20 protein-coding genes and 1 tRNA gene are annotated in these 22,786 nt (G+C 63.5%); 4 read left to right on the top strand and 17 right to left on the bottom strand.

The window, feature by feature from the left end; genetic code table 11:
* Nucleotides 1–51 precede the first annotated feature (51 nt).
* The 13 genes from JS541_RS11015 to JS541_RS10955 form a co-directional block, all read right to left on the bottom strand.
* Nucleotides 52–125, bottom strand: a tRNA-Arg gene (locus JS541_RS11015).
* An 80-nt stretch (nucleotides 126–205) separates the two neighbouring features.
* Nucleotides 206–1,540 (bottom strand): ATP-dependent Clp protease ATP-binding subunit ClpX, encoded by a 1,335-nt coding sequence (gene clpX / locus JS541_RS11010; RefSeq protein WP_214374548.1) that lies wholly within the window; start codon nucleotides 1,538–1,540, stop codon nucleotides 206–208.
* A 76-nt stretch (nucleotides 1,541–1,616) separates the two neighbouring features.
* The gene (locus JS541_RS11005; protein WP_214374547.1) at nucleotides 1,617–2,342 is read right to left on the bottom strand and encodes an ATP-dependent Clp protease proteolytic subunit; all 726 of its coding nucleotides are present in this window, start codon (nucleotides 2,340–2,342) and stop codon (nucleotides 1,617–1,619) included.
* A 5-nt stretch (nucleotides 2,343–2,347) separates the two neighbouring features.
* Nucleotides 2,348–2,953 (bottom strand): ATP-dependent Clp protease proteolytic subunit, encoded by a 606-nt coding sequence (locus JS541_RS11000; RefSeq protein ID WP_214374559.1) that lies wholly within the window; start codon nucleotides 2,951–2,953, stop codon nucleotides 2,348–2,350.
* Between the two features lie 59 nt (nucleotides 2,954–3,012).
* Nucleotides 3,013–4,455: a chloride channel protein gene (locus tag JS541_RS10995; protein WP_236036864.1), complete on the bottom strand. Its 1,443-nt coding sequence runs from the start codon at nucleotides 4,453–4,455 to the stop codon at nucleotides 3,013–3,015.
* 135 nt (nucleotides 4,456–4,590) lie between these two features.
* Nucleotides 4,591–5,988 carry a trigger factor gene (gene tig / locus JS541_RS10990; RefSeq protein WP_214374546.1) on the bottom strand — a complete coding sequence of 466 codons (1,398 nt, stop codon included), beginning with the start codon at nucleotides 5,986–5,988 and terminating at the stop codon, nucleotides 4,591–4,593.
* Between the two features lie 54 nt (nucleotides 5,989–6,042).
* The gene (locus JS541_RS10985; RefSeq protein WP_214374545.1) at nucleotides 6,043–7,332 is read right to left on the bottom strand and encodes an HRDC domain-containing protein; all 1,290 of its coding nucleotides are present in this window, start codon (nucleotides 7,330–7,332) and stop codon (nucleotides 6,043–6,045) included.
* A complete protein-coding gene (locus JS541_RS10980; protein ID WP_214374544.1) occupies nucleotides 7,329–7,973 on the bottom strand; it encodes a DUF3000 family protein in 645 nt (214 codons plus the stop codon). The genes JS541_RS10985 and JS541_RS10980 overlap by 4 nt, the downstream gene beginning before the upstream one ends.
* A gap of 143 nt (nucleotides 7,974–8,116) precedes the next feature.
* A complete protein-coding gene (pflA, locus tag JS541_RS10975) occupies nucleotides 8,117–8,998 on the bottom strand; it encodes a pyruvate formate-lyase-activating protein (protein WP_214374543.1) in 882 nt (293 codons plus the stop codon).
* 90 nt (nucleotides 8,999–9,088) lie between these two features.
* Complete coding sequence (gene pflB, locus JS541_RS10970) at nucleotides 9,089–11,461, bottom strand: formate C-acetyltransferase (RefSeq protein WP_214374542.1); 2,373 nt, start codon at nucleotides 11,459–11,461, stop codon at nucleotides 9,089–9,091.
* A 234-nt stretch (nucleotides 11,462–11,695) separates the two neighbouring features.
* Nucleotides 11,696–11,908, bottom strand: coding sequence for a hypothetical protein (locus JS541_RS10965; protein ID WP_214374541.1), 213 nt, complete (start codon nucleotides 11,906–11,908; stop codon nucleotides 11,696–11,698).
* Between the two features lie 83 nt (nucleotides 11,909–11,991).
* Nucleotides 11,992–13,689 (bottom strand): NAD+ synthase, encoded by a 1,698-nt coding sequence (locus tag JS541_RS10960; protein WP_214374540.1) that lies wholly within the window; start codon nucleotides 13,687–13,689, stop codon nucleotides 11,992–11,994.
* Between the two features lie 92 nt (nucleotides 13,690–13,781).
* Entirely contained in the window at nucleotides 13,782–14,930 is a 1,149-nt protein-coding gene (locus tag JS541_RS10955) for an amidohydrolase (protein ID WP_214374539.1), read from the bottom strand.
* Nucleotides 14,931–15,098: 168 nt separating this feature from the next.
* Here JS541_RS10955 and JS541_RS10950 point away from each other — a divergent pair, with 168 nt between their 5' ends.
* From JS541_RS10950 to JS541_RS10940, 3 genes are all read left to right on the top strand, one after another.
* Nucleotides 15,099–15,932, top strand: coding sequence for a Cof-type HAD-IIB family hydrolase (locus JS541_RS10950; RefSeq protein ID WP_214374557.1), 834 nt, complete (start codon nucleotides 15,099–15,101; stop codon nucleotides 15,930–15,932).
* Between the two features lie 291 nt (nucleotides 15,933–16,223).
* Nucleotides 16,224–17,297, top strand: a complete 1,074-nt coding sequence (locus tag JS541_RS10945) for a hypothetical protein (protein WP_214374538.1) — start codon at nucleotides 16,224–16,226, stop codon at nucleotides 17,295–17,297.
* Nucleotides 17,298–17,499: 202 nt separating this feature from the next.
* Nucleotides 17,500–17,688 (top strand): hypothetical protein, encoded by a 189-nt coding sequence (locus tag JS541_RS10940; RefSeq protein ID WP_214374537.1) that lies wholly within the window; start codon nucleotides 17,500–17,502, stop codon nucleotides 17,686–17,688.
* Nucleotides 17,689–17,777: 89 nt separating this feature from the next.
* Here JS541_RS10940 and JS541_RS10935 read toward each other — a convergent pair whose 3' ends face one another.
* From JS541_RS10935 to JS541_RS10920, 4 genes are all read right to left on the bottom strand, one after another.
* Complete coding sequence (locus JS541_RS10935; RefSeq protein ID WP_214374536.1) at nucleotides 17,778–18,314, bottom strand: peptidylprolyl isomerase; 537 nt, start codon at nucleotides 18,312–18,314, stop codon at nucleotides 17,778–17,780.
* A gap of 87 nt (nucleotides 18,315–18,401) precedes the next feature.
* Entirely contained in the window at nucleotides 18,402–20,735 is a 2,334-nt protein-coding gene (locus JS541_RS10930; RefSeq protein WP_214374535.1) for a bifunctional (p)ppGpp synthetase/guanosine-3',5'-bis(diphosphate) 3'-pyrophosphohydrolase, read from the bottom strand.
* Between the two features lie 66 nt (nucleotides 20,736–20,801).
* Nucleotides 20,802–21,278 carry a dUTP diphosphatase gene (gene dut, locus JS541_RS10925; RefSeq protein ID WP_214374534.1) on the bottom strand — a complete coding sequence of 159 codons (477 nt, stop codon included), beginning with the start codon at nucleotides 21,276–21,278 and terminating at the stop codon, nucleotides 20,802–20,804.
* The gene (locus JS541_RS10920) at nucleotides 21,278–21,571 is read right to left on the bottom strand and encodes a DUF4193 domain-containing protein (RefSeq protein ID WP_214374533.1); all 294 of its coding nucleotides are present in this window, start codon (nucleotides 21,569–21,571) and stop codon (nucleotides 21,278–21,280) included. Before JS541_RS10920 ends, dut begins: the two co-directional genes overlap by 1 nt.
* 149 nt (nucleotides 21,572–21,720) lie before the next feature.
* Here JS541_RS10920 and sepH point away from each other — a divergent pair, with 149 nt between their 5' ends.
* Nucleotides 21,721–22,767 carry a septation protein SepH gene (sepH, locus tag JS541_RS10915; protein ID WP_214374532.1) on the top strand — a complete coding sequence of 349 codons (1,047 nt, stop codon included), beginning with the start codon at nucleotides 21,721–21,723 and terminating at the stop codon, nucleotides 22,765–22,767.
* The last annotated feature ends 19 nt before the right edge of the window (nucleotides 22,768–22,786 follow it).

Genomic DNA, 22,786 nt, shown 5'->3' with positions numbered 1-22,786 from the left:
CGCTGGGCTACTGGCGCAACACCACTCTTTAACCTCTTGTGGCAAGAGGTGTGCGCCAGACAGGATTCGAACCTGCGACCTGCTGATCCGTAGTCAGCTGCTCTAATCCGCTGGGCTACTGGCGCATGTTGTCTTGTTTTCGGCAACCCGTATAAACTACAACAGTGTCGTTTAAAATGCAAATGTCGGCATGTCGCGCCATTTTCTAGGCTTCTCGTCGTCCTGAAAGCCGTGGGGCACTTTCAGCGCGAACCAGTTTCGGCAGGCTCTCGCCCCGCACCGACGCGGCATCCACGATCACCTGGCCGACATCGTCCATACCCGGCAGGTCGAACATCGTCTCCTCCAGCGTCTTCTCGATGATCGAGCGGAGTCCGCGGGCGCCGGTCCCCCGAGTAATGGCCGTTGCCGCGATCTGTCGCACCGCTTCCTCGGTAAACGCGAGATCAACGCCGTCCTCCGCGAACATCTTGCGGTACTGTTTGGTCAGCGCGTTGCGCGGCTCGACAAGAATACGAGCGAGATCATCCTCGGTCAGTTCGTTCAACACGCTGATGACCGGAAGCCTGCCAATGAATTCCGGCAGCAGACCGAATTCGGCCAGATCGTCGGCGTTGACCTGCGCCAGTAGCTCGCCGGACGTGATGTCGCGGTCATGCCATGCGGTGCCGAACCCGCTCTCGCGTGTGCCAAGCCGACGGCCGATGATGTCGTCCAATCCGACGAACGCGCCGCCGCAGATGAACAGGATGTCGCGCGTGTCGATCTGTACGGTCTCCTGTTCCTTGTGCTTGCGCCCGCCCTCGACCGGTACGGATGCGATCGTGCCTTCGAGGATCTTAAGCAGGGCCTGTTGCACGCCCTCACCGGACACGTCGCGCGTGATGGACGTGTTCTCACCCGATTTACGCGCGATCTTGTCAATTTCGTCAATGTAGACGATGCCGTGCTGTGCGCGTTCCACGTCGCCGTCGGCGGCTGCGATGAGCCGTTGGAGCACGGTCTCCACATCGTCGCCCACGTAGCCCGCCTCGGTGAGCGTGGTGGCGTCGGTGATGACGAACGGCACGTTCATGACCTTGGCGAGCGACTGCGCAAGATACGTCTTACCCACGCCGGTAGGCCCCAGCAGCAGGATATTCGATTTGGCGACCTCGACGCCGTCCAGCGGATCGGAACGACGTCGAGACGACGGCAGGGACCCGCCCCGGCCGTCCAGCTGCCCAGCGGCTTCGCGCAGTTCCATGTTGACGCGTTTGTAATGGTTGTACACGGCGACGGACAACGTGCGCTTCGCCGCCTGCTGGCCGACGACGAACTGGTCGAGGTACGCGTTGATGTCGGCCGGCTTGGGCAGGGACAACGCGTTGACGTCGGCGCTGTGGCGACGTTCCTCGGAGATGATCTCGACGCACAGTTCGATGCATTCGTCGCAGATCGCGGCGGACGGGCCTGCCACTAGCTTACGCACCTGATGCTCGGTCTTGCCGCAGAACGTGCAACGCGGCACATCCTCGTTGTAGCTCACCACGCGTCCCATACCACTCCCTTGTCGTCATACGCCGTATACGAAGGTACCCTCAACCAAACCGGCTGAGGGTACCTTCGTCTGGACATCACGAACGGTGCTCGAGCACCTCGTCCACGATGCCGTATTCCTTGGCCTCCTGGGCCGTCAGGAACGTGTCGACCTCGATGTCCTTGCGGATCTTCTCGACATCCTGACCGGTGTGCTTGGCGAGCGTGTTCTCGAGCCATGCCCGCATGCGCAGCATCTCCTTGGCCTGGATCTCGATCTCGGTGGCCTTGCCGAAGCCCTGATCGATGGCCGGCTGATGGATGAGCACGCGCGCGTTCGGCAGGATCAGTCGCTTGCCCTTGGCGCCGGCGGCGAGCAGAATCGCCGCGGCGGATGCGGCCTGGCCGAGGCATACGGTCTGCACGTCGGGCTTGATGTACTGCATGGTGTCGTAGATCGCGGTCATCGCGGTCATGGAACCGCCGGGCGAGTTGATGTACATCATCACATCGCGGTTCGGATCCATGCTTTCGAGCACGAGCAGCTGGGCCATGATGTCGTCGGCGGACGTGTCGTCGACCTGCACGCCCATGAAGATGATGCGGTCCTCGAACAGCTTGGTGTACGGATCCTGCGTCTTCATGCCGTACGGAGTCTTCTCGGAGAACTGCGGCAGGATGTAACGGTCCTGCGGCGTGACCGATGCCATGCCGCGGCCCGCGAACGCGGCCTCGCGCGTGGCAGCCGGCATGAAGCCGACGACGCCGGCATGACCGGCCAGGCGCTCGGCACGCTGGATGAACTTCGCCTCTTCGGATGCCATGATGTTCACTCCCCTTCCCCGGCGCTCATCGTGTCGTGCGTGGACACGATCTTGTCGACGAACCCGTATTCGAGTGCCTCCTGCGCCGTGAACCAGTGATCGTATTCGTTATCGCGGTAGATCTCCTCGACGGTATGACCGGTCTGCTTGGCGGTCAGTTCGGCGAGGGTCTTCTTCATGTCCATGATGAGCTCGGCGTTGATGCGCACATCGGTCGTGGTGCCGCCGATGCCGCCGGACGGCTGGTGCATGAGCACTCGCGCATGCGAGGTCAGGAACCGCTTGCCCGGCGTGCCGGAGCTCAGCAGGAACTGGCCCATCGACGCGCACATGCCCAGACCCACAGTGGCCACGTCCGGCTCGATGAGCTGCATGGTGTCGTAGATCGCCATGCCGGCGGTGATCGAGCCGCCCGGCGAGTTGATGTACAGCCAGATGTCCTTCTTCGGATCCTCGGCCGCAAGCATCAGCATCTGGGCGCAGATGCGGTTGGCCATATCGTCCTTGACCTCTTCGCCCATCCAGATGATGCGGTCCTTGAGCAACCGGTTGAAAATCGGATCCACCATGGACGGGGCGTCGCCTTCGCCCATCGTGGGTGAGGGTGTCATGAATCCTGCCACCTTATCTCCTTGGTCCATAAAACATTACGTCTAGCTACATTACCCGTTCAAAGCGACCGTCGTCGCCCGTACACCCCCTTTTCGGCTACCCGCATAGCGACGTCTGCCCGTTCCTGACGCGGCGCGGTGTGCAGGAGATGGCGAGAGAGGAATGCCGAGACGGCGACGCCTAGGGCAACGGGGACGTAGAACGCGCTGGGGGCGGCAGTGAGTTCCAGCACGAGGCACATGGCCATGAGCGGGGCCTGCTGGGAGGCGGACAGGAGCGCGGCCGCGCCGATGAGGGCGCATGCGGTAACCGAATCCGCGGGGAACGCGAGCGTCCACAGCACGCCGACCATCGCGCCGAGCGTAGCGCCGAGCGCGATGCCGGGCTGGAGCACGCCGCCGGACGCGCCGGAGCGGATCGTCAGCAGAGTCGCCGCGGCCTTGGCGATGAGCGTGACGACCAGTACCAGCAGCACGATGGCGAGCTGCGACTGTTGCGAGTCGAGCCCAAGCAACGCCCACGGCGAGACTGGCTGTTCCCCCGCCGACGCGCCCTGTTCGGCTACGATCACGGCATTGGCTTCAGTATCGCCTCCGGACGCAAGTACCGCTCCCTGCAGCAGCGACACCGTGCTGAACCCGAGCTGTGCGGCGGCACGTCCGTTGCCCATGATCTGCGGGATCACGATGGCGATCAGACCGGTGAGTACGCCGGCAAGCGGCATCTGCCACAGGATCGCCATGCCGGACGGCTTATGAGATTCGGCCCACTGCGAACCACGCCGGAACCATGCGCCGGCCACGCCGCATGCCGCGCCGATCAGCAAGGCGGCCAGCATGATCGTCGGCGTCAGATCGTTCTGCATCAGCGAGATGTCGTAGAACACGTGCCGGCCCTTGACGCTCGCCGCGACGAATGCCGCGACCGCGGACATGCCCAGTCCGAACGCGACGTTCTCGATCGCGACATCGGCCAGCAGGATCTCCACGGCGAAGAACATGCCGGCGAACGGCGCGTTGTACACGCCGCCCAAGCCGGCTCCGGCCGCGACCGCGACCGCGACGCGACGATCAAGACCATCGAGCCGGAACAGGTCGCAGAACCGCTGCGCGAGCATCGCGCCGAGTTCGCGCGGCGCGACCTCGCGGCCGATGGACGCGCCGGTGCCGACGATGAAGATCTGCAGACACACATGAACGATCGTCTGCCAGAGAGGCATGCGATCGCCGGCGACGGCCTTCTTGACTGACGGCACCTTCGTGGTCTTGGTGCGCAACAGCCACCAGATCACGCCGGCGATACTCAGACCGATCGTCACCGAGATCGCACGCCGCACGGACGGCACGTCGAACGGGCCGGACATGGCCGCGCCTTCGATATAGCCGAGCATGAGATGCTCGATGCCGTACAGCAGCAAGGTCAGCAATCCCGCGCCGATGCCGATGATCGAGCCAAGTACCAGTGCGGCCGCGGTCATCCAGCCAAGTCGTTTCCAATCCATCTTCCATCCCATCCCGTCATGCGTGCGCATCGTAACTTGCAGACCGTCCGCATGGGCGCGCACATATAACAACAAAGGCTTGGAACCTTGCGATTCCAAGCCTTGTCAGCGCATTACCACGCTATTGAGCTATGCTCACTCGGCGTCGGCCGGGGCTTCCTCGGCCTTCTCGGCGGACAGCTCGTCGGCGACGGCGGCAGCGGTGGCCGCGGCCTCGACGCTCTCGTTCTCGGCGGCATCCTCAGCGGCCTCGTCCTCACCGAGGAAGGCGCTCAGGTCGAGCGGCTCGCCGGCGGAGGTGAAGGAGACGGCGCGCATGCCGGCCAGCAGGCCCTTGGAACGGCCGACCTCGGCCACGGCGGAGCCGAGCTGGCCGTTCTTCACGATCGCGTTGATGAACGCGTTCGGATCCATGCCGTACTGCTGGGCGATGGAGGCGAGGAAGTTGAACACGTCGGACTGGGAGACCTTGACGTCGAGCTTCTCGGCGAGGGTGTCGAGCAGGATCTGATCCTTGAGTTCCTTCTCGGCGGCTTCCTCGGCCTGAGCCTTCTGCTCGTCGGTGGCCTTCTCCGGATCGGCGGTCAGGGACTTGAGGTGCTCGGTGACGGCATCGGCCTTCACGCCCTTCGGGACCGGGATCTCGACGCCCTCGGCCAGCTTGGCGAGGAACGCGTCGCGGGCCTCGGTGGCCTGACGGGCTTCGCCGTCCTGCTCGATCTGCTTGCGGATGTCGGCCTTGAGCTCGTCGAGGGTGTCGAACTCGGAGGCGTCCTGGGCGAAGTCGTCGTTCAGCTCCGGCAGCTCCTCGGCCTTGACGGTGTTGACCTTGACCTTGACCTGGGCCTTCTGGCCTTCGTGCTCGCCGGCTTCCAGCGTGCCTTCGAAGGTGGTCTCCTCGCCGGCGGACAGGCCGTCGAGCGCCTCATCGAGGCCGTCGAGCATGGTGTTGGAGCCGAGCTCGTAGCTCACGCCCTCCTGGGATTCGACAGTCTCGCCGTCGATCTCGGCGGTCAGGTCGATGTTGGCGAAGTCACCCTTGGCGGCCGGACGGTCGACGCCCACGAGGGTGCCGAAACGCTGGCGCAGGGTCTCGAGGCGCTTGGCCACGTCCTCGTCGGTGACCTCCGGCTTGGCCACGTCGATGGTCATGCCTTCGAGGGCCGGCAGCTCGATGTCGGGACGACGCTCGACGGTGGCGACGAACTTAAGCTTGGTCTCATCGTTCGCGGAGGACGGCACTTCCTGCACGTCGATCTCCGGCTGGGCCATCGGACGGATCTTCTTCTCGTCCAGGGCCTGAGAGTACAGCTCCGGCACGCCGTTGTTCACAGCCTCGCCGGCGACGGCCGCGAAGCCGATGCGCTGGTCGATGATCTTGCCGGGCACGTGACCCTTACGGAAGCCGGGGACATTCACCTGCTTGCCGATCTCCTTGCGGGCCTGATCGAGGAAGGGGTTGAACTCCTCCGGCTCGACGGTGATGGTGAGCTTCACCTTGGTGGGTTCGAGGTTCCTGACGCTGATCTTCACGCTAGACGCTCCTGAAAAGTCGTTACTGTCATAGTTCTGCCCTAAGGGCAACCTCTATATGATAACCCTACTCACGGACGCCGCAACCAGCCGGACCTGCCAGTCGCGTGCGCCCTGGGCTGAAAGGAAGTCCGCGACGTCGATGCGGCGCGGGTCCTCGCTCCAGCACAGGTTGCGGATGATCTGCGGTTTGACGATGATTTCGGGCGGCGTGCGCGTGTCCTCGGCGATCTGGTTGATGACCTTGCGCACGCGTTGCAGACGCTTGTATCGTTCGGGATGACGTGCCTCCCACACCTTGAGCGAACGCGGGCCTCCTCCCCCGTTGGAGTCGTCGCGGGACGGCGCGGGAATGACCGGCCACTGGTCCGGCTTGAGAGCGAGCGCCTGACGGATCGTTTCGCGCCATACGGACGGCTTGACCTTGCGCTGGATCGGCGCGTACCGTTCGAACATCTTGTCCTGTTCGCCACCGGTGTTCATGCGCACCCGCTCGTTCAGGGAACGGATCGCCCGGAATTCGCGTGCGTTATGCGGTTTCTTCACTGCCGCTTCGATGATCGACGAGTCGGCGAGCAGCAACGCCGGAGAGATATCGTATTGCCGTGCAAGACGGTCGCGTTCCTCCCACAGCGCCTTGGCGATGGCCAGCCCCTGCATGTCGCGGTTGAGTCTGCTGATATGCGATATGCGCATCCACGGCACCGGATGAATCTTACGCGGCCCCATCCCCTCGGCCAGCGCGTATGTGAACTCCTCTTCGGCCCACTGCTCCTTGCCATGGGCCTTGAGATCGGCGCGCATGAGCCGTTCCAGCTCGATGAGCAGTTCGACGTCCAATGCCGCGTAGTTGCGCCAGTCGCGCGGCAGCGGACGGTACGACCAATCCGCTGCGGAATGTTCCTTGGCGAGGGTGATGCCCAGATAATGCTCGGTGACGGCGGCGAGCCCGAATCGGTGCAAGCCAAGCAGCCGGGCCGCGATCTCCGTGTCGAACAGTGACGCCGGCCGCAATCCGATATCGGCGAAACCGGGAAGATCCTGCAGCGAATCGTGCAGGATCCACGTCGCATTTCCGACCGCATCGTTGAATTCGTTCCAGTCTGCTCCGAGCCCGGTCAGCGCGATCGGGTCAAGCAATGCTATGCCCGCGCCGTCGCGTTTGAACTGGATGAGCCAGTCCTCATGGCTGTACCGGAATCCCGACGCACGTTCCGCGTCGGCCGCCAGCGATCCCGAGGCCGCGGCGAACCGTTCGCATACCGCGTGGTATCCGGCGATGGTCGAAGTGACATCCGGCACACCGCCGCGTGGTTCAGCCTGCAGTCTCGGCTCGTCAGTCAACGGAACGGTTCCTCCTCGGTCACTGACATGGATCGGATGAACCGTGCCCACAGCCGTATCTGTTCGCCGGCATCCAACCCATGTTCTCTATCGTCAAGCGGCGTCCATGATACCCGCAACTCGCAACCGACGCCGTTGCCGGCATGGCCGCCGGTCTCCGTTGTGCCGGCGACATCGCCGGTCGGGGGGAATGCCGTATCCTGTTTGATCGTCACCGTACCGTTCAGTCCGGCGCACGAGGGCGGTTTCAGATACCCGCGCGCATCGCTCCAATACCGGGCGGCAGTCGCCGTGCCATTGTTGCCCGGCAGATCCGCATAGGCCACGCACCGCCAGCGGGAGCGCCACGTGCGGGGAATATCGTGCCGGTACAGCACCATGATCCAGCCCTGCGCGGCAGGTCGGCCGGCGTCATCGGCCGCGCACGCCAACGACACGCCGATGCCATAGTCGGCCGCCGATTCGGGAACGGGGATCTCGCAGTAGCGTATGCCCCGCACGCGCCGCATCGCGCGCACCGATTCGACGGCATGCCACACCTCATCGGGGATGCCGTCCGGACGCGGGAACGATGCGACCTTGCGTTGCGGCGTCGTCGCCGTCTGACCGTCCGCCGAGGAAAAAGCGAAAATCTCAGCCATAGTCCAAGGCTACGGCATGGACGGCATCACGCATCGCATCGGCACGCGGGAACATGCAAAAACATCGTATGGGCCGTCGAGCCGTCCGGAAAAATCGGCCGGCCCGACGGCCCACGATCAATCGAACGCCGACCGACCGCAGATCAGTACACGGTCAGGCCGTGCGATTCGAACTGTTCGACCACGCGCTTCTTCAGCGCGGCGCTCGGGCCTTTCTGATCTTCGAGCGGATACGGGATGCGCAGTTCGTGCCACTTGGGCCGGCCAAGCTGGTGGAAGCCGAGCACGTCGACGTGCTCGACCGCATCGCCGAATGACTCGCAGATCCTCGCGACATTCTCGACATTCTCCTCGGACGAGGTGAGTCCGGGCACAAGCACGAAGCGCACCCAGATCTTCTTGCCGGCCTTGGCGAGACGCTGGCCGAAGTCGATGGTGGGCTGCAGCAGGCCGCCGGTCACCTTGTGGTACGTCTCCTCGTCGCCGGACTTGACGTCGAGCAGGCACAGGTCGATGTCGTCGATCATCTCGTCCGTGTAGTTCCTGTTGAGGAAGCCGGATGTGTCGAGGCAGGTATGCACGCCCATCTCCTTGGCCGCACGGAACACGCGCGAGACGAACGCGGGCTGTATCATCGACTCGCCGCCGGAGAACGTGATACCGCCATGCGTGGCCTTGAACAGGTCGGCGTAACGGGCGACCTTCTTGATCATCGCGTCGAGGTACACCGGCTGGCCGTCGCGCATCTTCCACGTGTCGGGGTTCTGACAGTACTGGCAGCGCAACGGGCAGCCGGACATGAACACGGTCATGCGCGTGCCCGGCCCGTCGACGGAGGTGTTGATGTCCCATGAATGCACGAATCCGATGTCGCCGGTCTTGAGCGCCTCGATGCGGTCGCGCCGGTCGAGGCCAATCGGCGATTCGAAGCCGGACAGGCCGCCCATGAGGGTCTGCGAGGCGTAGGTCTTCGACTCTTTGAGCATGTGCCGGGTCGTGGTGCGGAATTGCGTGGTGTCGGGCATCGTCGTCCTCCTTCATCGAGAAAGGGGCGGAGCATGGCGCTCCACCCCTTTCAACTGGTTACTGCCGCGTGGTGCTCACGCCGGGATTCGTCACTCGGTGACGGCGCCCTGGTGGAACGTACGGGAGATCACGTCGAGCTGCTGCTCCTTGGTGAGCTTGACGAAGTTCACCGCGTAGCCGGAGACGCGCACCGTCAGGTGCGGGTACTTCTCCGGGTGCTCGACGGCGTCCTCGAGCTGCTCCTTGCGCAGCACGTTGATGTTGGCGTGGTACAGGCCGTGGCCGTTGCCCGCGTCAAGGATGCCGACGAGGTTGTTGATGCGCTCGTCCTCGTCGCGGCCGAGGCCGTCGGGGGTGATCGTGTTGGTCAGCGAGATGCCGTCCAGCGCGTCGTTGTAGTCGATCTTGCCGACCGAGAACATCGACGGGAGCATGCCGTGGGAGTCCATGCCGTTCTCCGGGTTCGCGCCCGGGGCGTACGGCGTGCCCTTCTTGTGGCGGGACGGGAAGGAACCGGTGTTCTTGCCGTACTCCACGTTGGAGGTGATCGTCAGGATGGACTGGGTCGGGACGGCGCCGCGGTAGACCGGCAGGCGCTTGACCTGGCCCATGACCGTGGAGACGACCCACTTGGCGATGTCGTCGGCGCGATCGTCGTCGTTGCCGTAGACCGGGAAGTCGCCCTCGGTGCGGTAGCCGACGACCAGATCGTCATCGGCGCCCTCGACGTACTCGTACTCGTGGCCCGGCAGGTCCTTGGCGTCCTTGTTGTAGATCGGGTACACCTTGGCGTACTTGACGGCGGACAGCGAGTCGGCCGCGATCGACAGACCGGACATGCCGCAGCCGAGGGTGCGGTACACCTCCTTGTCGTGCAGAGCCATCTCGATGGACTCGTATGCGTACTTATCGTGCATGTAGTGGATGATGTTCAGCGCCATCACATAGGTCTCGGACAGCCATTCGAGGGCCTTCTCATAGTTGGCCTTGACCTTCTCGTAATCGAGCGTGCCGTCGGCTTCGGGGGCGATCGGCTCGATCACGCCCTTGTCGATGACCTGCATGCCGGTCATCTCGTCGCGGCCGCCGTTGATCGCGTACAGCAGTGCCTTGGCGGAGTTGACGCGGGCGGCGAAGAACTGCATCTGCTTGCCGACGCGCATCGGGGACACGCAGCAGGCGATGGCCGCGTCGTCGCCCCAGTGGGCGCGAATCTCCTTGTCGGACTCGTACTGGATGGCCGAGGTGTCGATGGAGATCTTGGCGCAGAACTTCTTGTAGCCTTCCGGCAGCTTCGGATCCCAGAAGATGGTGATGTTCGGCTCCGGGCCGGGTCCGAGATGCTCGAGGGTCAGGGTGTTGAGCAGACGGAACGAGGTCTTGGTGACCATCGGACGGCCGTCGTCGGCGAAGCCGGCGTCGGACCAGGTCGCCCAGTACGGGTCGCCGGAGAAGATCGCGTCGTAATCCTTGGTGCGCAGGAAGCGCACGATGCGCAGCTTCATGACGATGTTGTCGATGAGCTCCTGGGCGCCGGTCTCGTCGAGCGTGCCGTTGTCGAGGTCACGCTGGATGTAGCAGTCGAAGAACGCGGAGTTGCGGCCGAAGGACATGGCGGCGCCGTCCTGGCTCTTGACGGAGGCGAGGTAGCCCATGTAGGTCCACTGCACGGCCTCCTGCGCGTTGCGCGCCGGGCGGGTCAGGTCGAGGCCGTACTCGTTGCCGAGGTTGATGAGCTTCTTCAAGGCCTTGATCTGCTCGTCGTGCTCCTCGCGGAAGCGGATCCAGTGCTCGATCTCCGGCTCGGTGAAGTCGTTGCGGTACGGCACGGAATCCTTGTCGCGCTGCTTGAACTTGATCAGCGTGTTGACGCCGTACAGGGCCACGCGGCGGTAGTCGCCGATGATGCGGCCGCGGCCGTAGGCATCCGGCAGACCGGTGAGGATCTTGTTGTGGCGGGCGATCTTGATCTGCTTGGTGTACACGCCGAAGACGCCGTCGTTATGGGTCTTGCGGTACTTGGTGAAGATCTTCTTGATCTCCGGATCCGGCTCCTTGCCGGCCTCCTTGATGGCCTGCTCGACCATGCGCCAGCCGCCGTTCGGCATCATGGCGCGCTTGCACGGCTCATCGGTCTGCAGGCCGACGATCACGTTGTCGACCTCCGGGGACTCGATGTAGCCGGCCGGGAAGGCGTCGATGTCGGCCGGGGTGTGAGTGTCCACGTCGTAGACGCGCTGCTTGCGCTCGACAGCCAGGTAGTTGTCGTCGAGGTACTTCCACAGGTGCTTGGTCTTCTCGGTGGCGTTGGCGAGGAACGACTCGTCGCCGGTGTACGGCGTGTAGTTCTTCTGGATGAAGTCGCGAACGTCAATGTCCTTCTGCCAGTTGCCCTCGGTGAAGCCGGCCCACGCCTGGGCTTCGAGTTCCTCCTGAGAGACTGCATTCTCAACTGCTGTCATGTCACTCCTTGGTGTCGTGGCGGTGCAACGCATCCTTGTCGTTGCTGTTTCATTTATGCATTGTAGTTGAACGAATCTGGGAAAGCGCTGGAATCAGCAGTGAGCTATCTCACATTCCATCGTGGCCGCTCTTGTCATAACCGTCAGGCCGCCGAAGCGGATGAGGCGGAATGCCGGAATATGCAAGGGGGAAGGCCGCATTCCTGCCAGCCTTCCCCCTTGCATGGGATCTCATCAATCCCCGTCATCCGCGGACGAGCCGGATCCCCATTTGTTCCATTCGCGGGTCTGCTCGTCCCACACGGTGTTGCGCTCCTTGACGATCTTCCATGCATCGAGCGCGTCCTGACGGGTCTTGTACGGTCCCATCCGCTGTCCGATGGGCGAGAGCTTGCCCAGTTCCGGCTGTTCGGTGACAGTGTTGAAATACCATTCCTTGTCGCTCATATGTGTTCCCCTTCTTGTCGCCAAACGGCCGCGCACATGCCCAAGGTCAGGAACGCGCGCGGCCGAATCATGCTGCGATCGTTCTATTCGCGGAACGCGTTCGTCACCGGCAGACGGCGGTCGCGGCCGAACGCCAGCGCGGTGACCTTCGGCCCCAACGGATACTGGCGGCGCTTCCATTCGGCACGGTCTACGAGCCGCATCACGGTGTCCACGGTCTTCTCGTCGAAGCCGTCGGCCAACAGGTCGGCGCGGCCGTGCGCGTGCTCGATGTATGCGGCAAGCACCTTGTCGAGCAGCTCGTATTCGGGCAGCGAATCGGAGTCCTTCTGGCCGGGGCGTAGTTCGGCGCTCGGCGCCTTCTCGATCGAGTTGACCGGGATCATCACGCCGCCGGGCAACGGCTTGCCGGGGTCGCCCTGCTCGTTGCCGACGACGTGCAGACCGCCGATGCCCATGCCGGCCGCGGCCGCGCGGTTGCGCCAGCGGCTCAGCTCCCACACGCGCGTCTTGAGCAGATCCTTGATGGGCGCGTAGCCGCCGACCGCGTCGCCGTAGATCGTCGAATAACCGCACGCCAGTTCGGACTTGTTGCCGGTGGCCACCGCAAGCAGTCCCTTCGAATTCGAGTAGGCCATGACGATGACGCCGCGGATGCGCGCCTGCAGGTTCTCGGCGGACACGCCTTCGAGATGGAGCTGCCGCTGGTAGGCGTTGAACAGCGGTTCGATCGGCTGGATGTCGTATTTCGCGCCGATGTTGGCCGCAAGGTCGGCCGCGTCATCCTTCGAACCGTCGGACGAATACATGGACGGCATGGAGATGCCCTGCACGTGTTCGCCGCCTACCGCGTCGGCGGCCATCGCGGCCACGAGCGCGGAGTCGATGCCGCCGGACAGGCCGAGACACACGCCGTGGAAATGGTTCTTGGCCATGTAGTCCTTGAGTCCGAGCACGCAGGCCGTGTACACCTCCTCGTCCGGATCCATCGCCGGCACGATCTCGCCCGCCTGCTGGCGTTCGGCGGTCGTGTCGAGGTCGAAGAAGGCGAGATGCTCCATGAACATCGGCGAGCGCACGAGCATCGTGCCGTCGGCGTCGACGACGAAGCTGCCGCCGTCGAAGACGAGGTCGTCCTGGCCGCCGACCTGATTGACGTAGATCACGGGCGCATGCACTTCGGCGGCGCGGCGCACGGCGAGTTCGTGGCGCACGTGCGTCTTGCCCTCCTCGTACGGCGAGCCGTTCATGGTCATGAGCACGTCGATATCGCGGCCGGCGAGTTCGGCGACCGGGCCGCCGTCCTGCCAGATGTCCTCGCAGATGGCCACGCCGACGCGCGCGCCATCCACGTCGAGCACGACGGATCGGTCGCCGGCCGCGAAGATGCGGAATTCGTCGAACACGCCGTAGTTGGGCAGGAAGTGCTTGTCGTATCCGGCCCAGACCACACCGTCGTGCAGAACGACCATGCGGTTGCGCGGCTTGTCGGAGGCGTGGTCGGTGCCGACGGTGCCGACCGCCACATACAGGTCGCCGAGTCCGTCGGCGGCGAGTTCGGTGGCGAGCCAGTTGGCCTTGTCCCATGCGGCCTTGCGGAAGGTGCGGCGCAGGGCGAGGTCTTCGATCGGATAGCCGGTGAGGGTCATTTCGGGGAAGACGACGACCTGCGCGTGGTGCTGCGCGGCGCGGTGGGCGTATTGCATGATCTTGTCGGCGTTGGCGTCGAGGTCGCCGACGCAGGTGTCGATCTGGGCGAGTGCGAAACGAATCTGTGTCATGGTGCCTAGTGTAATGCGCGTGTTTTACCGCAACGCGATGAATGCCGGCTTTATCGTTTCCGCTATGTCCGACGCGGCTGTTTCGTCTGTCGTCATCGCAGTTCGTCAAGCACGCGCAGTGCGGCGTTGACGTAGAAGTTCATGGCCGGTTCGATCGCCCCGTCCAGTCCGACGAAATGCGGGCTATGCCAGTCGGCGCATCCGGGTTGCCCGTTCGAGCCGATGAACGCGAAGACCAGCCGCGATTTGACGCCGAACTCCACGAAATCCTCTCCTGCCATGCTGGCGCGGATCGGCTTGAGCGTGGCGTACTGCGGCACGTCGGCGGCGACCGCCTCGGCGAGCGACGTGTCGTTGACCAGCGGGATCTGGATGCAGTCCCAGTCCACGTCCGCGTCGATGCCGTACGCTTCGGCCGTGTGCTTGACCTCGGCCTCGAAGCGGCGGTGGACCAGTTGCTCGTCGCCGGTGTCGAAGAAGCGTACGGTGCCTTGGAATCCGGCTTCGGCGGGCACCACGTTCCATACGTGGCCGCCGTGCACTTCGGTGATGGACAGCACGACCGCGTGGAACGGCGAGATGTTGCGGCTGACGATGGTCTGCAGCGACAGGATCATCGTGGCGAGCGCCTCGATCGGGCCGGTGCCCTTCTGCGGGTAGCCGGCGTGGGTGCCCTGCGCGTGCAGGGTGACCTTGAATTTGACGCAGCCGGCCATCATCGGCTCAGCTCCGATGGCGATCTGGCCGGGCGCGTAGTTCGGGTTGTTGTGCGTGCCGATGATCGCCTCGACGTCATCGGCCACGCCTGCGGCGATGACCCTGCGCGCGCCCATGCCGAGCTCTTCGGCCGGTTGGAATACGATTTTGATGCTGCCGGCGATCTTGTCCCGGTGGTCGGCGAGCCAGAATGCGGCGCCAAGCAGGCCGCTCATGTGCAGGTCGTGTCCGCAGCCGTGCATCACGCCGTCGTTGAGCGAAGTGAATGGCAGTCCACTCTCCTCATTGATCGGCAATCCGTCGATGTCGGCGCGCAGCGCGATACGCGGACCGGGGCGTTCCCCTTCGATCAGGCCGACGCAGCCGGTTTCGAGCGATGTGTCGAGCACGGTGATGCCGTGGTCCTCGAGCTGCCGTTTGAGATACGCGGTGGTGTCGTGTTCCTCGAAGCTGCGTTCGGGATGCTCGTGCAGGTAGTGGCGGATGGCGATCAGGTCGTCGCCGATGGTGATGTGTTCGGTCATAATGCCCCCTATGACTTGGCAGCCGTCCATTGCCCTTGTCGGCTGCGGATTGGCGTTTGCCGCAACGCCCCCATCATACGACGTGCCGCCGCATCTCATCTCGGGACGGCTGGACCGTACACTGGACGGTAGGTTTTTCGTTACGTGAGGCGGAGGTGTGCCATGACCATGATCGATCCGACTGTCGGTGTTCGGCTTCCCGATGGCGGCGGCATCCGCGCCGCATTCTTCGACATCGACGGCACATTGACGAGCTTTATCACGCACATCGTGCCGCAGTCGACCATCGACGCACTGCATCAGCTACAGGAACGCGGCGTGAAGGTGTTCATCTGCACCGGCCGCGCGCCCTCGCATATGACGGTCGTGCTCGACACGATCCCGGTGAAGTTCGACGGCATCGTCGGCCTGAACGGCCAGTACTGCTTCGACGACCACGGTTTTCTGGAGAAGCAGTCGCTGGATAGGCCTGACATCGCGACGATCATCCGCTGGCTGGATGCGCATCCGGACGTGGTGGCGAACTTCTGCGAGAAGGACTACGTGTACTTCAACCAGATCACCGATGCGATGCGCCGCACATGGGCGCAGCTGGGCAAGACCGCGCCGGCCGTGCATGTGGACGATCCGCACGAGCGGGCGATGAGCATTGAGACGTTCCAGATCAGTCCGTACATCACGCCGGAGCAGGAGGCCGAGGTGACCGCCCTGTGCCGCAATGTCAAGGGCGTGCGATGGCATCCCGATTTCACCGACCTGATTCCCGCCGACGGAGGCAAGCCAGAGGGCATGAAACGGTTCATGCGTCATTACGGATGGACCCGCGAGCAGACGATCGCGTTCGGAGACGGCGGCAACGATGCGACGATGCTCGAGTTCGCGGGCATCGGCGTGGCGATGGGCAATGCCACCGAGCCGGCCAAGCAGGCCGCCGACTACATCACCGACGACGTCGACCACGACGGCATCCTCAATGCCCTGCTTCATTTCGGCGTGCTCTGATAGCGCCCCTCACCGTCGTTGACACGCGGCTGCGGAAGCCAGTCGCCCATCCGTACGTTTTCGTCTAACTCGTCAGCAAGAACGTACATTGCGCGCGTCCCCATGTACGTTCTTGCTGAGGTACCGGCGGAAACGTACGCACAATTCTTTCTCATATACGCTTTTGCCGACTTTTGCCGACAGTTTCTGCAAAAGCGTACGCTACGGGAGGCTGTCTGTACGGTTTTGCAGATGATTTCGCATAACCGTACAGACATCCTTGCCGCCTGTACGGTTATGCAGACGCCGAGGATGGGCATTGAATTGTATGTGGAGGCGAGTTATCCACATAAAACGGTTTACCTAACAGCGTTCGACCACAGTGGTCGAATATCGCTCTTTCTCCCTGCCGTATGCCGTATCGTCCAATGCATGAGAATGAATCGACGAATCGAAGACATAATGGACGCGGCGCAACAGGAGCGGCGATGCGCCGTCGGCCTCACCGACCGGGATCGTCGTGCCCTGCTACGGCGAGCGCGTGAAGGATCGCTGGAACGTCCGCATCGCAACGTATATGTCAAGAGCGGCTACTGGCGTTCCTTGACGCCCCACCAGCAGCATTTGCACACGGCGCGCGCATTGGCCAAGTTGCATCCCCGATGGGTGTTCGCCGGGTTGACGGCGGTCTGCGCCCACGGATTCGAACATCAGTACGCACTGCATCGGAATGCATCCGTATTCGTAGCCGACCCGTACGTCGGACCAAGACGTTCATCCGGCATGGTGCATCGCCTGTACATGCCGGACGTCCCGTCAACCGTCGTCGATGGATTGTGCGTGACCGGCGCGCGGCGCACGCTGATCGACTGCGCGCAGCGATATTCGTTCCGAGAGATGCTGCCGATATTCGACTCGGCCGCGCGGCACGGCGTGGACCTAAGCGGACTGCCGGAGCTATGCCGTGAGATGGGACAGGACAGCGCAACGGTTGTCCGACTCTGCAGATATGCCGATCCCCTCAGCGAGAACGGCGGCGAATCGCTGGCGAGGGCGGTGATGGTCGACCATGGGTTCATGGTGCCGCAGTTGCAGCGGGAGTTTCCCAATCCCACGAACTTGGAAGCACCGTATCGCGTGGATTTCCTGTGGGAGTTACCGGACGGCTCAACGATCGTCGGCGAATACGATGGCATGGGCAAGTATGTGCTGAGCGACGCGCGACGCCGCACCATTCAGGCAAAAGTGCACGCCGAGCGGGAACGAGAAACCCACCTGCTGGCTCAAGGAGTGACTCGTATCGTACGGTTCGAATACGAAGATCTGATGCACCCGGAACGTCTGGAACGCAAACTCGTGGATGCCGGAGTGCCGAAGCGACGCTAGGAGCGTGTATTCCCGTCATTCCGCAGGATGACGTTCAATACCCACACGCATGTGACCGACGCGGAAGATCACCCATGCGGATGAGGGCGGCCGGCCTTGATTCAGGGAAGAATGGGGAATGTCCCCGATGGTGTGTCACGACCGAATCGGCCATGATGAAAACCGTTGGAAGACGAACGATCTTTAAGGAATCGAGGCAATCATGTGGTTCACACATAAACGACGCCCCGCATTGGCTCAGGTGGCACGCACCAGCAACGCACGACGCTACGACCGCAACGGCAACGTCACCTCGCAGACGACAATGGAAGGCATCGTCAGGCAGTTTCGATCCATTCCGCAGTCGGCACGCGAACGGCTGACCGGCTCCCCCACGGTGTACGCCCGCTGACGGCGTGAATTGGTTCTGATATGCGACAAGCTCCCGACGGGCGGGAGCTTGCATGGTAGTCGGCCGCCGGAAAGTGGCCATCCGACGACTTACAGTACTTCGACTGATTCGATCATGGCCGGTTCGAGCGGGGCGTCGGAACGGTCGGTCGGCACGGCCTCGAGCTTGTCGACGACCTTCTTGGACTCATCGTCGGCGACCTCGCCGAAGATCGTGTGATGGCCGTCGAGCCACGGGGTCGGCACGGTGGTGATGAAGAACTGCGAGCCGTTGGTGCCGTGGATCTTGCCGTCGCGGCCGCGGCGCAGACCGGCGTTCGCCATGGCGAGCAGGTACGGGCGATCGAACTTGAGACCGGGGACGATCTCGTCGTCGAAGTCGTAGCCCGGGCCGCCGGTGCCGGTGCCAAGCGGGCAGCCGCCCTGGATCATGAAGTCCTTGATGATGCGGTGGAAGGTAAGACCGTTGTAGAACGGCTCGTGCGAGGGCTGTCCGGTGAACGGGTCCGCCCACTCCTTCTCGCCGGTGGCCAGGCCGAGGAAGTTCTTGACGGTGACCGGGGTCTCGTCGTCGAACAGGTTGATCTTGATGTCACCTTCTGAGGTATGCATGACGATAGTACTCATAGCGATACAGTGTCCCAGATGCCACCGACCGATGTTCGTCACAGATGGTCGGCAGCATCCGGGACGCGGACACCAGCGTCAGACACGCTACTCCTGCATCTTGCGCAGTCTCGGCTCCTGCGAGTCCTTGGCGCCGGTGATGCGGTACACATCGAACACGCCGTCGATCTTGCGCACGGCGGCCAGCAGCCGGTTCAGATGCTGCGGATCAGCCATTTCGAAGCTGAACTGGCTGATCGCCACACGGTCTCGGCCGGTGGCCTGCGCGCCGGAGATGATGTTCACGCCGTGATCGGCAAGCACGCGGGTCACGTCGCTCAGCAGATGCTGACGATCCAACGCCTCCACCTGGATCTTGACCATGAACAGGCCCTTGGTGCTGGTCCATTGCACGTCCACGACGCGTTCGGGCTGGCGTTTTTTCAGGTCTATCATGTTCTGGCAGTCGACGCGGTGCACCGACACGCCCTGGTTGCGCGTGATGAAGCCGATGATCGGATCTCCGGGCACCGGCATGCAGCAGCGTGCGAGCTTGACCCAGACGTCGCCCACGCCCTTGACCGAGATGCCGAGGGAGCTGGTGGTCTTCTTCGTGGATTCGACCTGCCGCAGCGGCAGCGCCTCCTGCTCGACCTCCTCGTCCACCTCGTCGCTGCCCGCGTCCTTGACAAGGTGCGCGATGACGTTCTGCGTGGAGATCTGGCCGTCGCCGATCGCGGCGAACAGGTTGTCTGGGTTGGAGAAGTTCAGCTCGTCGGACACGCCGACCAATGCACTCGGCGTCAGCAGTGTGGCGATCGGCAGATTGCGCTTGCGCATGGCACGCGTCAGCTCATCGCGCCCCTCCTCGATCGCCTCGGTGCGGCGTTCCTTGGAGAACCACTGGCGGATCTTGTTACGTGCTTTCGGGCTTTTGACGAAGCTCAGCCAGTCGCGCGACGGGCCGGCGGTCTCGGACTTCGAGGTGAGCACCTCGACGGTGTCGCCGTTCTCGAGCTTCGTATCGAGCGGCACGAGCCTGCCGTTGACGCGTGCGCCCATCGTACGGTGACCGACCTCGGTGTGCACGGCGTATGCGAAGTCGACCGGTGTGGCGTCGGCCGGCAGGGAGACGATCTTGCCTTTCGGCGTGAACACGTACACTTCGGCCGCGCCGAGATCCTCCTTGAGCGAGCCGAGGAACTCATTGGAGTCGGGGGTTTCGGAGGTCCAGTCGGCGAGCTGCTGGATCCACTTGAGGTTGTCGGCCTCGCTCAGCTCCTGGTTCTCGCCGCCGCCCCGCTTGAGATCGGACTTGTCCGGCGAGCTCAGGGCACGGCCGGCCTGACCGTTCTCCTTGTACTTCCAATGGGCGGCGATGCCAAACTCGGCGCGCCGGTGCATGTCCCAGGTGCGGATCTGGATCTCGACGGGTTTGCCTCCCGGCCCCACGACCGTCGTGTGCAACGACTGGTACATGTTGAGCTTCGGCATGGCGATGTAGTCCTTGAACCGGCCGGGAACCGGGCTCCATCGCGCGTGCACGGCGCCAAGCGCCGCATAGCAGTCCTGGATCGTGTCGACGATGATGCGCACGCCGACCAGATCGTAGATGTTGGAGAAATCGTGGCCACGCACGATCATCTTCTGGTAGATCGAGAAGTAGTCCTTCGGACGGCCGGTCACATATGCCTTGATGTGCTGCGCGTCGAGATCCTCGTTGATCTCGGCGAGGATCTGCTTGAGATACACGTCACGCTGGCCGGCACGACGCGCCACGAGCACGACGATCTCGTTATAGATCTTCGGATAGAGCACCTTGAAGCTGAGTTCCTCGAGCTCGGTCTTGATCGCGTTCATGCCGAGCCGGTTGGCGAGCGGGGCATAGACGTCGAGCGTCTCGCGCGCCTTCTTCTGCGCGCCGGAGGTCTTCACGTACCGCCATGTGCGCGCGTTATGGACGCGGTCGGCGAGTTTGACGACGAGCACGCGCACGTCTCGGCTCATCGCGACGACCATCTTGCGGATCGTCTCGGCCTGGGCCGAATCGCCGTATTCCATCTTGGAAAGCTTGGTGACGCCGTCGACCAGTCCGGTGACCGTGTCGCCGAATTCGGCGCGGCATTCATCGAGCGTGTAGTCGGTGTCCTCCACGGTGTCGTGCAGCAGACCGGCCGCCACAACAAGCGGGCCCATGCCCAGATCGGCGAGGATCTGGGCTACGGCAAGCGGATGGATGATGTACGGCTCGCCCGACTTGCGGCGCTGCGGCGCATGCTGGGTCACGGCGCGGCGGTAGGCGCGTTCGAGAATCGACAGATCCTCACCCGGGTGGTGGAATCGGCACGCCTCCATGATCGGCTTGAGCGGGTTGACAGGATCATCGCTGATTTCGCAACCCAGCTTGCGCGCCGCCGCGTAATCGTTCTCTGCGTTTGCCATACTCCCACCTGCCCTCGTGTATGTGCCTATCCTACCGTGTTCTTCGCGCGCCGTCGCGCCATGGGGTCACGACGACACGCCGGTCGATCCGAAGCCCTTCTCGGCCCTGTCCGACCCCGGCAGCACGTCCGCCGGAATGAACTTCGCCTCGGCGTAACGCTGGATGACCATCTGGGCGATGCGGTCACCGGGCTTGAATTCAACGGTGTGCTCGGGATCGAGATTGATCAGCGGCACCTTGATTTCGCCGCGATAGCCCGCGTCCACGGTGCCCGGCGCGTTGAGCACCGTGACCCCTTGTTTGGCCGCCAGGCCGGAACGCGGGTGCACGAGCGCCACGTACCCGGCGGGCAGCGCGATGGCCACGCCCGTGGGCACGAGCGCCCGCTGGAACGGCTTGAGCGTCACCGCCTCGGTGGTGATGAGATCCGCGCCGGCGTCGCCGGCATGGGCGTAAAACAGTTCCGCCGGATGCTCCGGGTCGAGGGACTTGACCAGCACCTCGACGGTTTCCGGCTCGTTGTAGGTCTCGTCAATCGCCATCAGGCGGCGCACTCCTTGCAGACGGGCTGTCCGTCTTCGTTGGTGTACGCCAGCTGGCTGCGGTGCTTGACCATCCAGCATTCGGAGCAGAGGAACTCGTCGCTCTGCATCGGGATGACGGTCACCGAAGCGTCCTCGTTGCTCAGATCGGCGCCGGGCAGCTCATAGTCCTCGGCGATGGCGTTCTCATCGTCGTCGATGTCGCTGGAGGAGTTCTGCGATCCCTTGCCGAGCTCCTGCAGAGACTCCTCGTCCTCGTCCTTGTTACGAGGGGAATCGTAATCCTGAGCCATCGTGGTCCTTTCGTCGAAGTGACTTCTTCTGCGCCATAGAATACATGACTTTTACGTGGCATAGGATACATGATTCGAAATACTCGTAAAATACGACACGTAGGGCACAATAGAAACGAGATGCCCGTTGAACGAGGAAAGTGGTGCGAATGCCTGAGAATCCGCTGGAGCAAGCCAGTTTCGACCATGTCGACAGCGCGGGCAACCTCGTGTTCGCGGTCGGCGACGCGCGTTTTTCCGTCGCCGTGGACGACACGCTGGAACGGGCCATCCTCGAAGCCAAGCAGATCCGCTCGGAAGCGCAGCCCGTGCAGCCGCAGGCCACGGCCACGCTGCCGATATCGCAGATCCAGTCGCTGATCCGCGCCGGCGCGGATCCGGCGAAGGTCGCGGAGCGCTATCACCTGAGCGAAGCGCTGGTGAGGCGTTTTTCGGCAGCCGTCGAAACCGAGAAGCAGTACGCGATCGAACAGTTCCTGGCGGTTCCGGCGCCGAAGAGCAGCCGGCTGCATTCACTTGCCGACCTGATCGAGCATACGCTGGCCACGGCGCGCATCGGCATGGAGTCGATCACCTGGCAGGCGACCCGTCGTGGTCTGGAACCATGGCGGATCGTGGCGCGGTTCATGTCCGCCAACCGCGAACTGACCGCCGAATGGACATGGAACATGCACGACAACGCGGTGACCTGCGTGAACGCGACCGCCAAACAGCTGCTGGGAGAACGTCCCGAGCCGAGGCGGACCGAGCCGCGCGGCGAAGCGGCCGTCCCCTCGGACGGCACGCGCGCGGCGAATTTGCCGGGTGATTCGATCCGATCGGCACGCATCGAACGTACCGTATCGCAGTGGAGCATGGCGCATCAGCCGTCTGTCTCCCCATTCGCGCATCCGTCGGACGACGCGAGCAAGGCAACGGCGCAATCCACAGCAGCCGCGTCGGGCGACGCCAGCCACGCTGATGCCGCATCCCAGTCGCAGGCCGACGCATCGGCTGTCCGTCATACGAATGAGGACGGCGACGAGACGACCGTGGAATCTGCCGCGGCGAGCGATGATCAGGCCGAGATATCGTCCGATGAGCAGTCCCGTCCGCAAACGCCGTCCGACGTTCCGCCGGCGTTTGCCAAACCGGAGAAGCGCAAGTCCGGCCGCTCCCCCATGCCCAGCTGGGACGAGATCCTGTTCGGCGACTGAAACTGCCAGCCCAACGGAT

Origin of the sequence: Bifidobacterium sp. SO1 (assembly GCF_018555335.1) — a bacterium.
Lineage (GTDB): Bacteria > Actinomycetota > Actinomycetes > Actinomycetales > Bifidobacteriaceae > Bifidobacterium > Bifidobacterium simiiventris.
Note: the sequence above shows the minus strand (reverse complement) of the source record. Positions and strands in the feature narration are given on the sequence as shown.

Excerpts from the sequence above, each read along its gene's own strand:
- dut (WP_214374534.1), bottom strand. The coding sequence starts at position 21,278 with ATGGCGATTGACGAGACCTACAACGAGCCGGAAACCGTCGAGGTGCTG.
- JS541_RS10920 (WP_214374533.1), bottom strand. The coding sequence starts at position 21,571 with ATGGCTCAGGATTACGATTCCCCTCGTAACAAGGACGAGGACGAGGAG.
- JS541_RS10965 (WP_214374541.1), bottom strand. The coding sequence starts at position 11,908 with ATGAGCGACAAGGAATGGTATTTCAACACTGTCACCGAACAGCCGGAA.
- JS541_RS10980 (WP_214374544.1), bottom strand. The coding sequence starts at position 7,973 with ATGGCTGAGATTTTCGCTTTTTCCTCGGCGGACGGTCAGACGGCGACG.
- JS541_RS10995 (WP_236036864.1), bottom strand. The coding sequence starts at position 4,455 with ATGGATTGGAAACGACTTGGCTGGATGACCGCGGCCGCACTGGTACTT.
- JS541_RS10935 (WP_214374536.1), bottom strand. The coding sequence starts at position 18,314 with ATGAGTACTATCGTCATGCATACCTCAGAAGGTGACATCAAGATCAAC.
- JS541_RS10950 (WP_214374557.1), top strand. The coding sequence starts at position 15,099 with ATGATCGATCCGACTGTCGGTGTTCGGCTTCCCGATGGCGGCGGCATC.
- sepH (WP_214374532.1), top strand. The coding sequence starts at position 21,721 with ATGCCTGAGAATCCGCTGGAGCAAGCCAGTTTCGACCATGTCGACAGC.
- clpX (WP_214374548.1), bottom strand. The coding sequence starts at position 1,540 with ATGGGACGCGTGGTGAGCTACAACGAGGATGTGCCGCGTTGCACGTTC.
- JS541_RS10940 (WP_214374537.1), top strand. The coding sequence starts at position 17,500 with ATGTGGTTCACACATAAACGACGCCCCGCATTGGCTCAGGTGGCACGC.
- pflA (WP_214374543.1), bottom strand. The coding sequence starts at position 8,998 with ATGCCCGACACCACGCAATTCCGCACCACGACCCGGCACATGCTCAAA.
- JS541_RS11000 (WP_214374559.1), bottom strand. The coding sequence starts at position 2,953 with ATGACACCCTCACCCACGATGGGCGAAGGCGACGCCCCGTCCATGGTG.
- JS541_RS10945 (WP_214374538.1), top strand. The coding sequence starts at position 16,224 with ATGGGCATTGAATTGTATGTGGAGGCGAGTTATCCACATAAAACGGTT.
- JS541_RS11005 (WP_214374547.1), bottom strand. The coding sequence starts at position 2,342 with ATGGCATCCGAAGAGGCGAAGTTCATCCAGCGTGCCGAGCGCCTGGCC.
- JS541_RS10955 (WP_214374539.1), bottom strand. The coding sequence starts at position 14,930 with ATGACCGAACACATCACCATCGGCGACGACCTGATCGCCATCCGCCAC.
- JS541_RS10960 (WP_214374540.1), bottom strand. The coding sequence starts at position 13,689 with ATGACACAGATTCGTTTCGCACTCGCCCAGATCGACACCTGCGTCGGC.
- pflB (WP_214374542.1), bottom strand. The coding sequence starts at position 11,461 with ATGACAGCAGTTGAGAATGCAGTCTCTCAGGAGGAACTCGAAGCCCAG.
- JS541_RS10930 (WP_214374535.1), bottom strand. The coding sequence starts at position 20,735 with ATGGCAAACGCAGAGAACGATTACGCGGCGGCGCGCAAGCTGGGTTGC.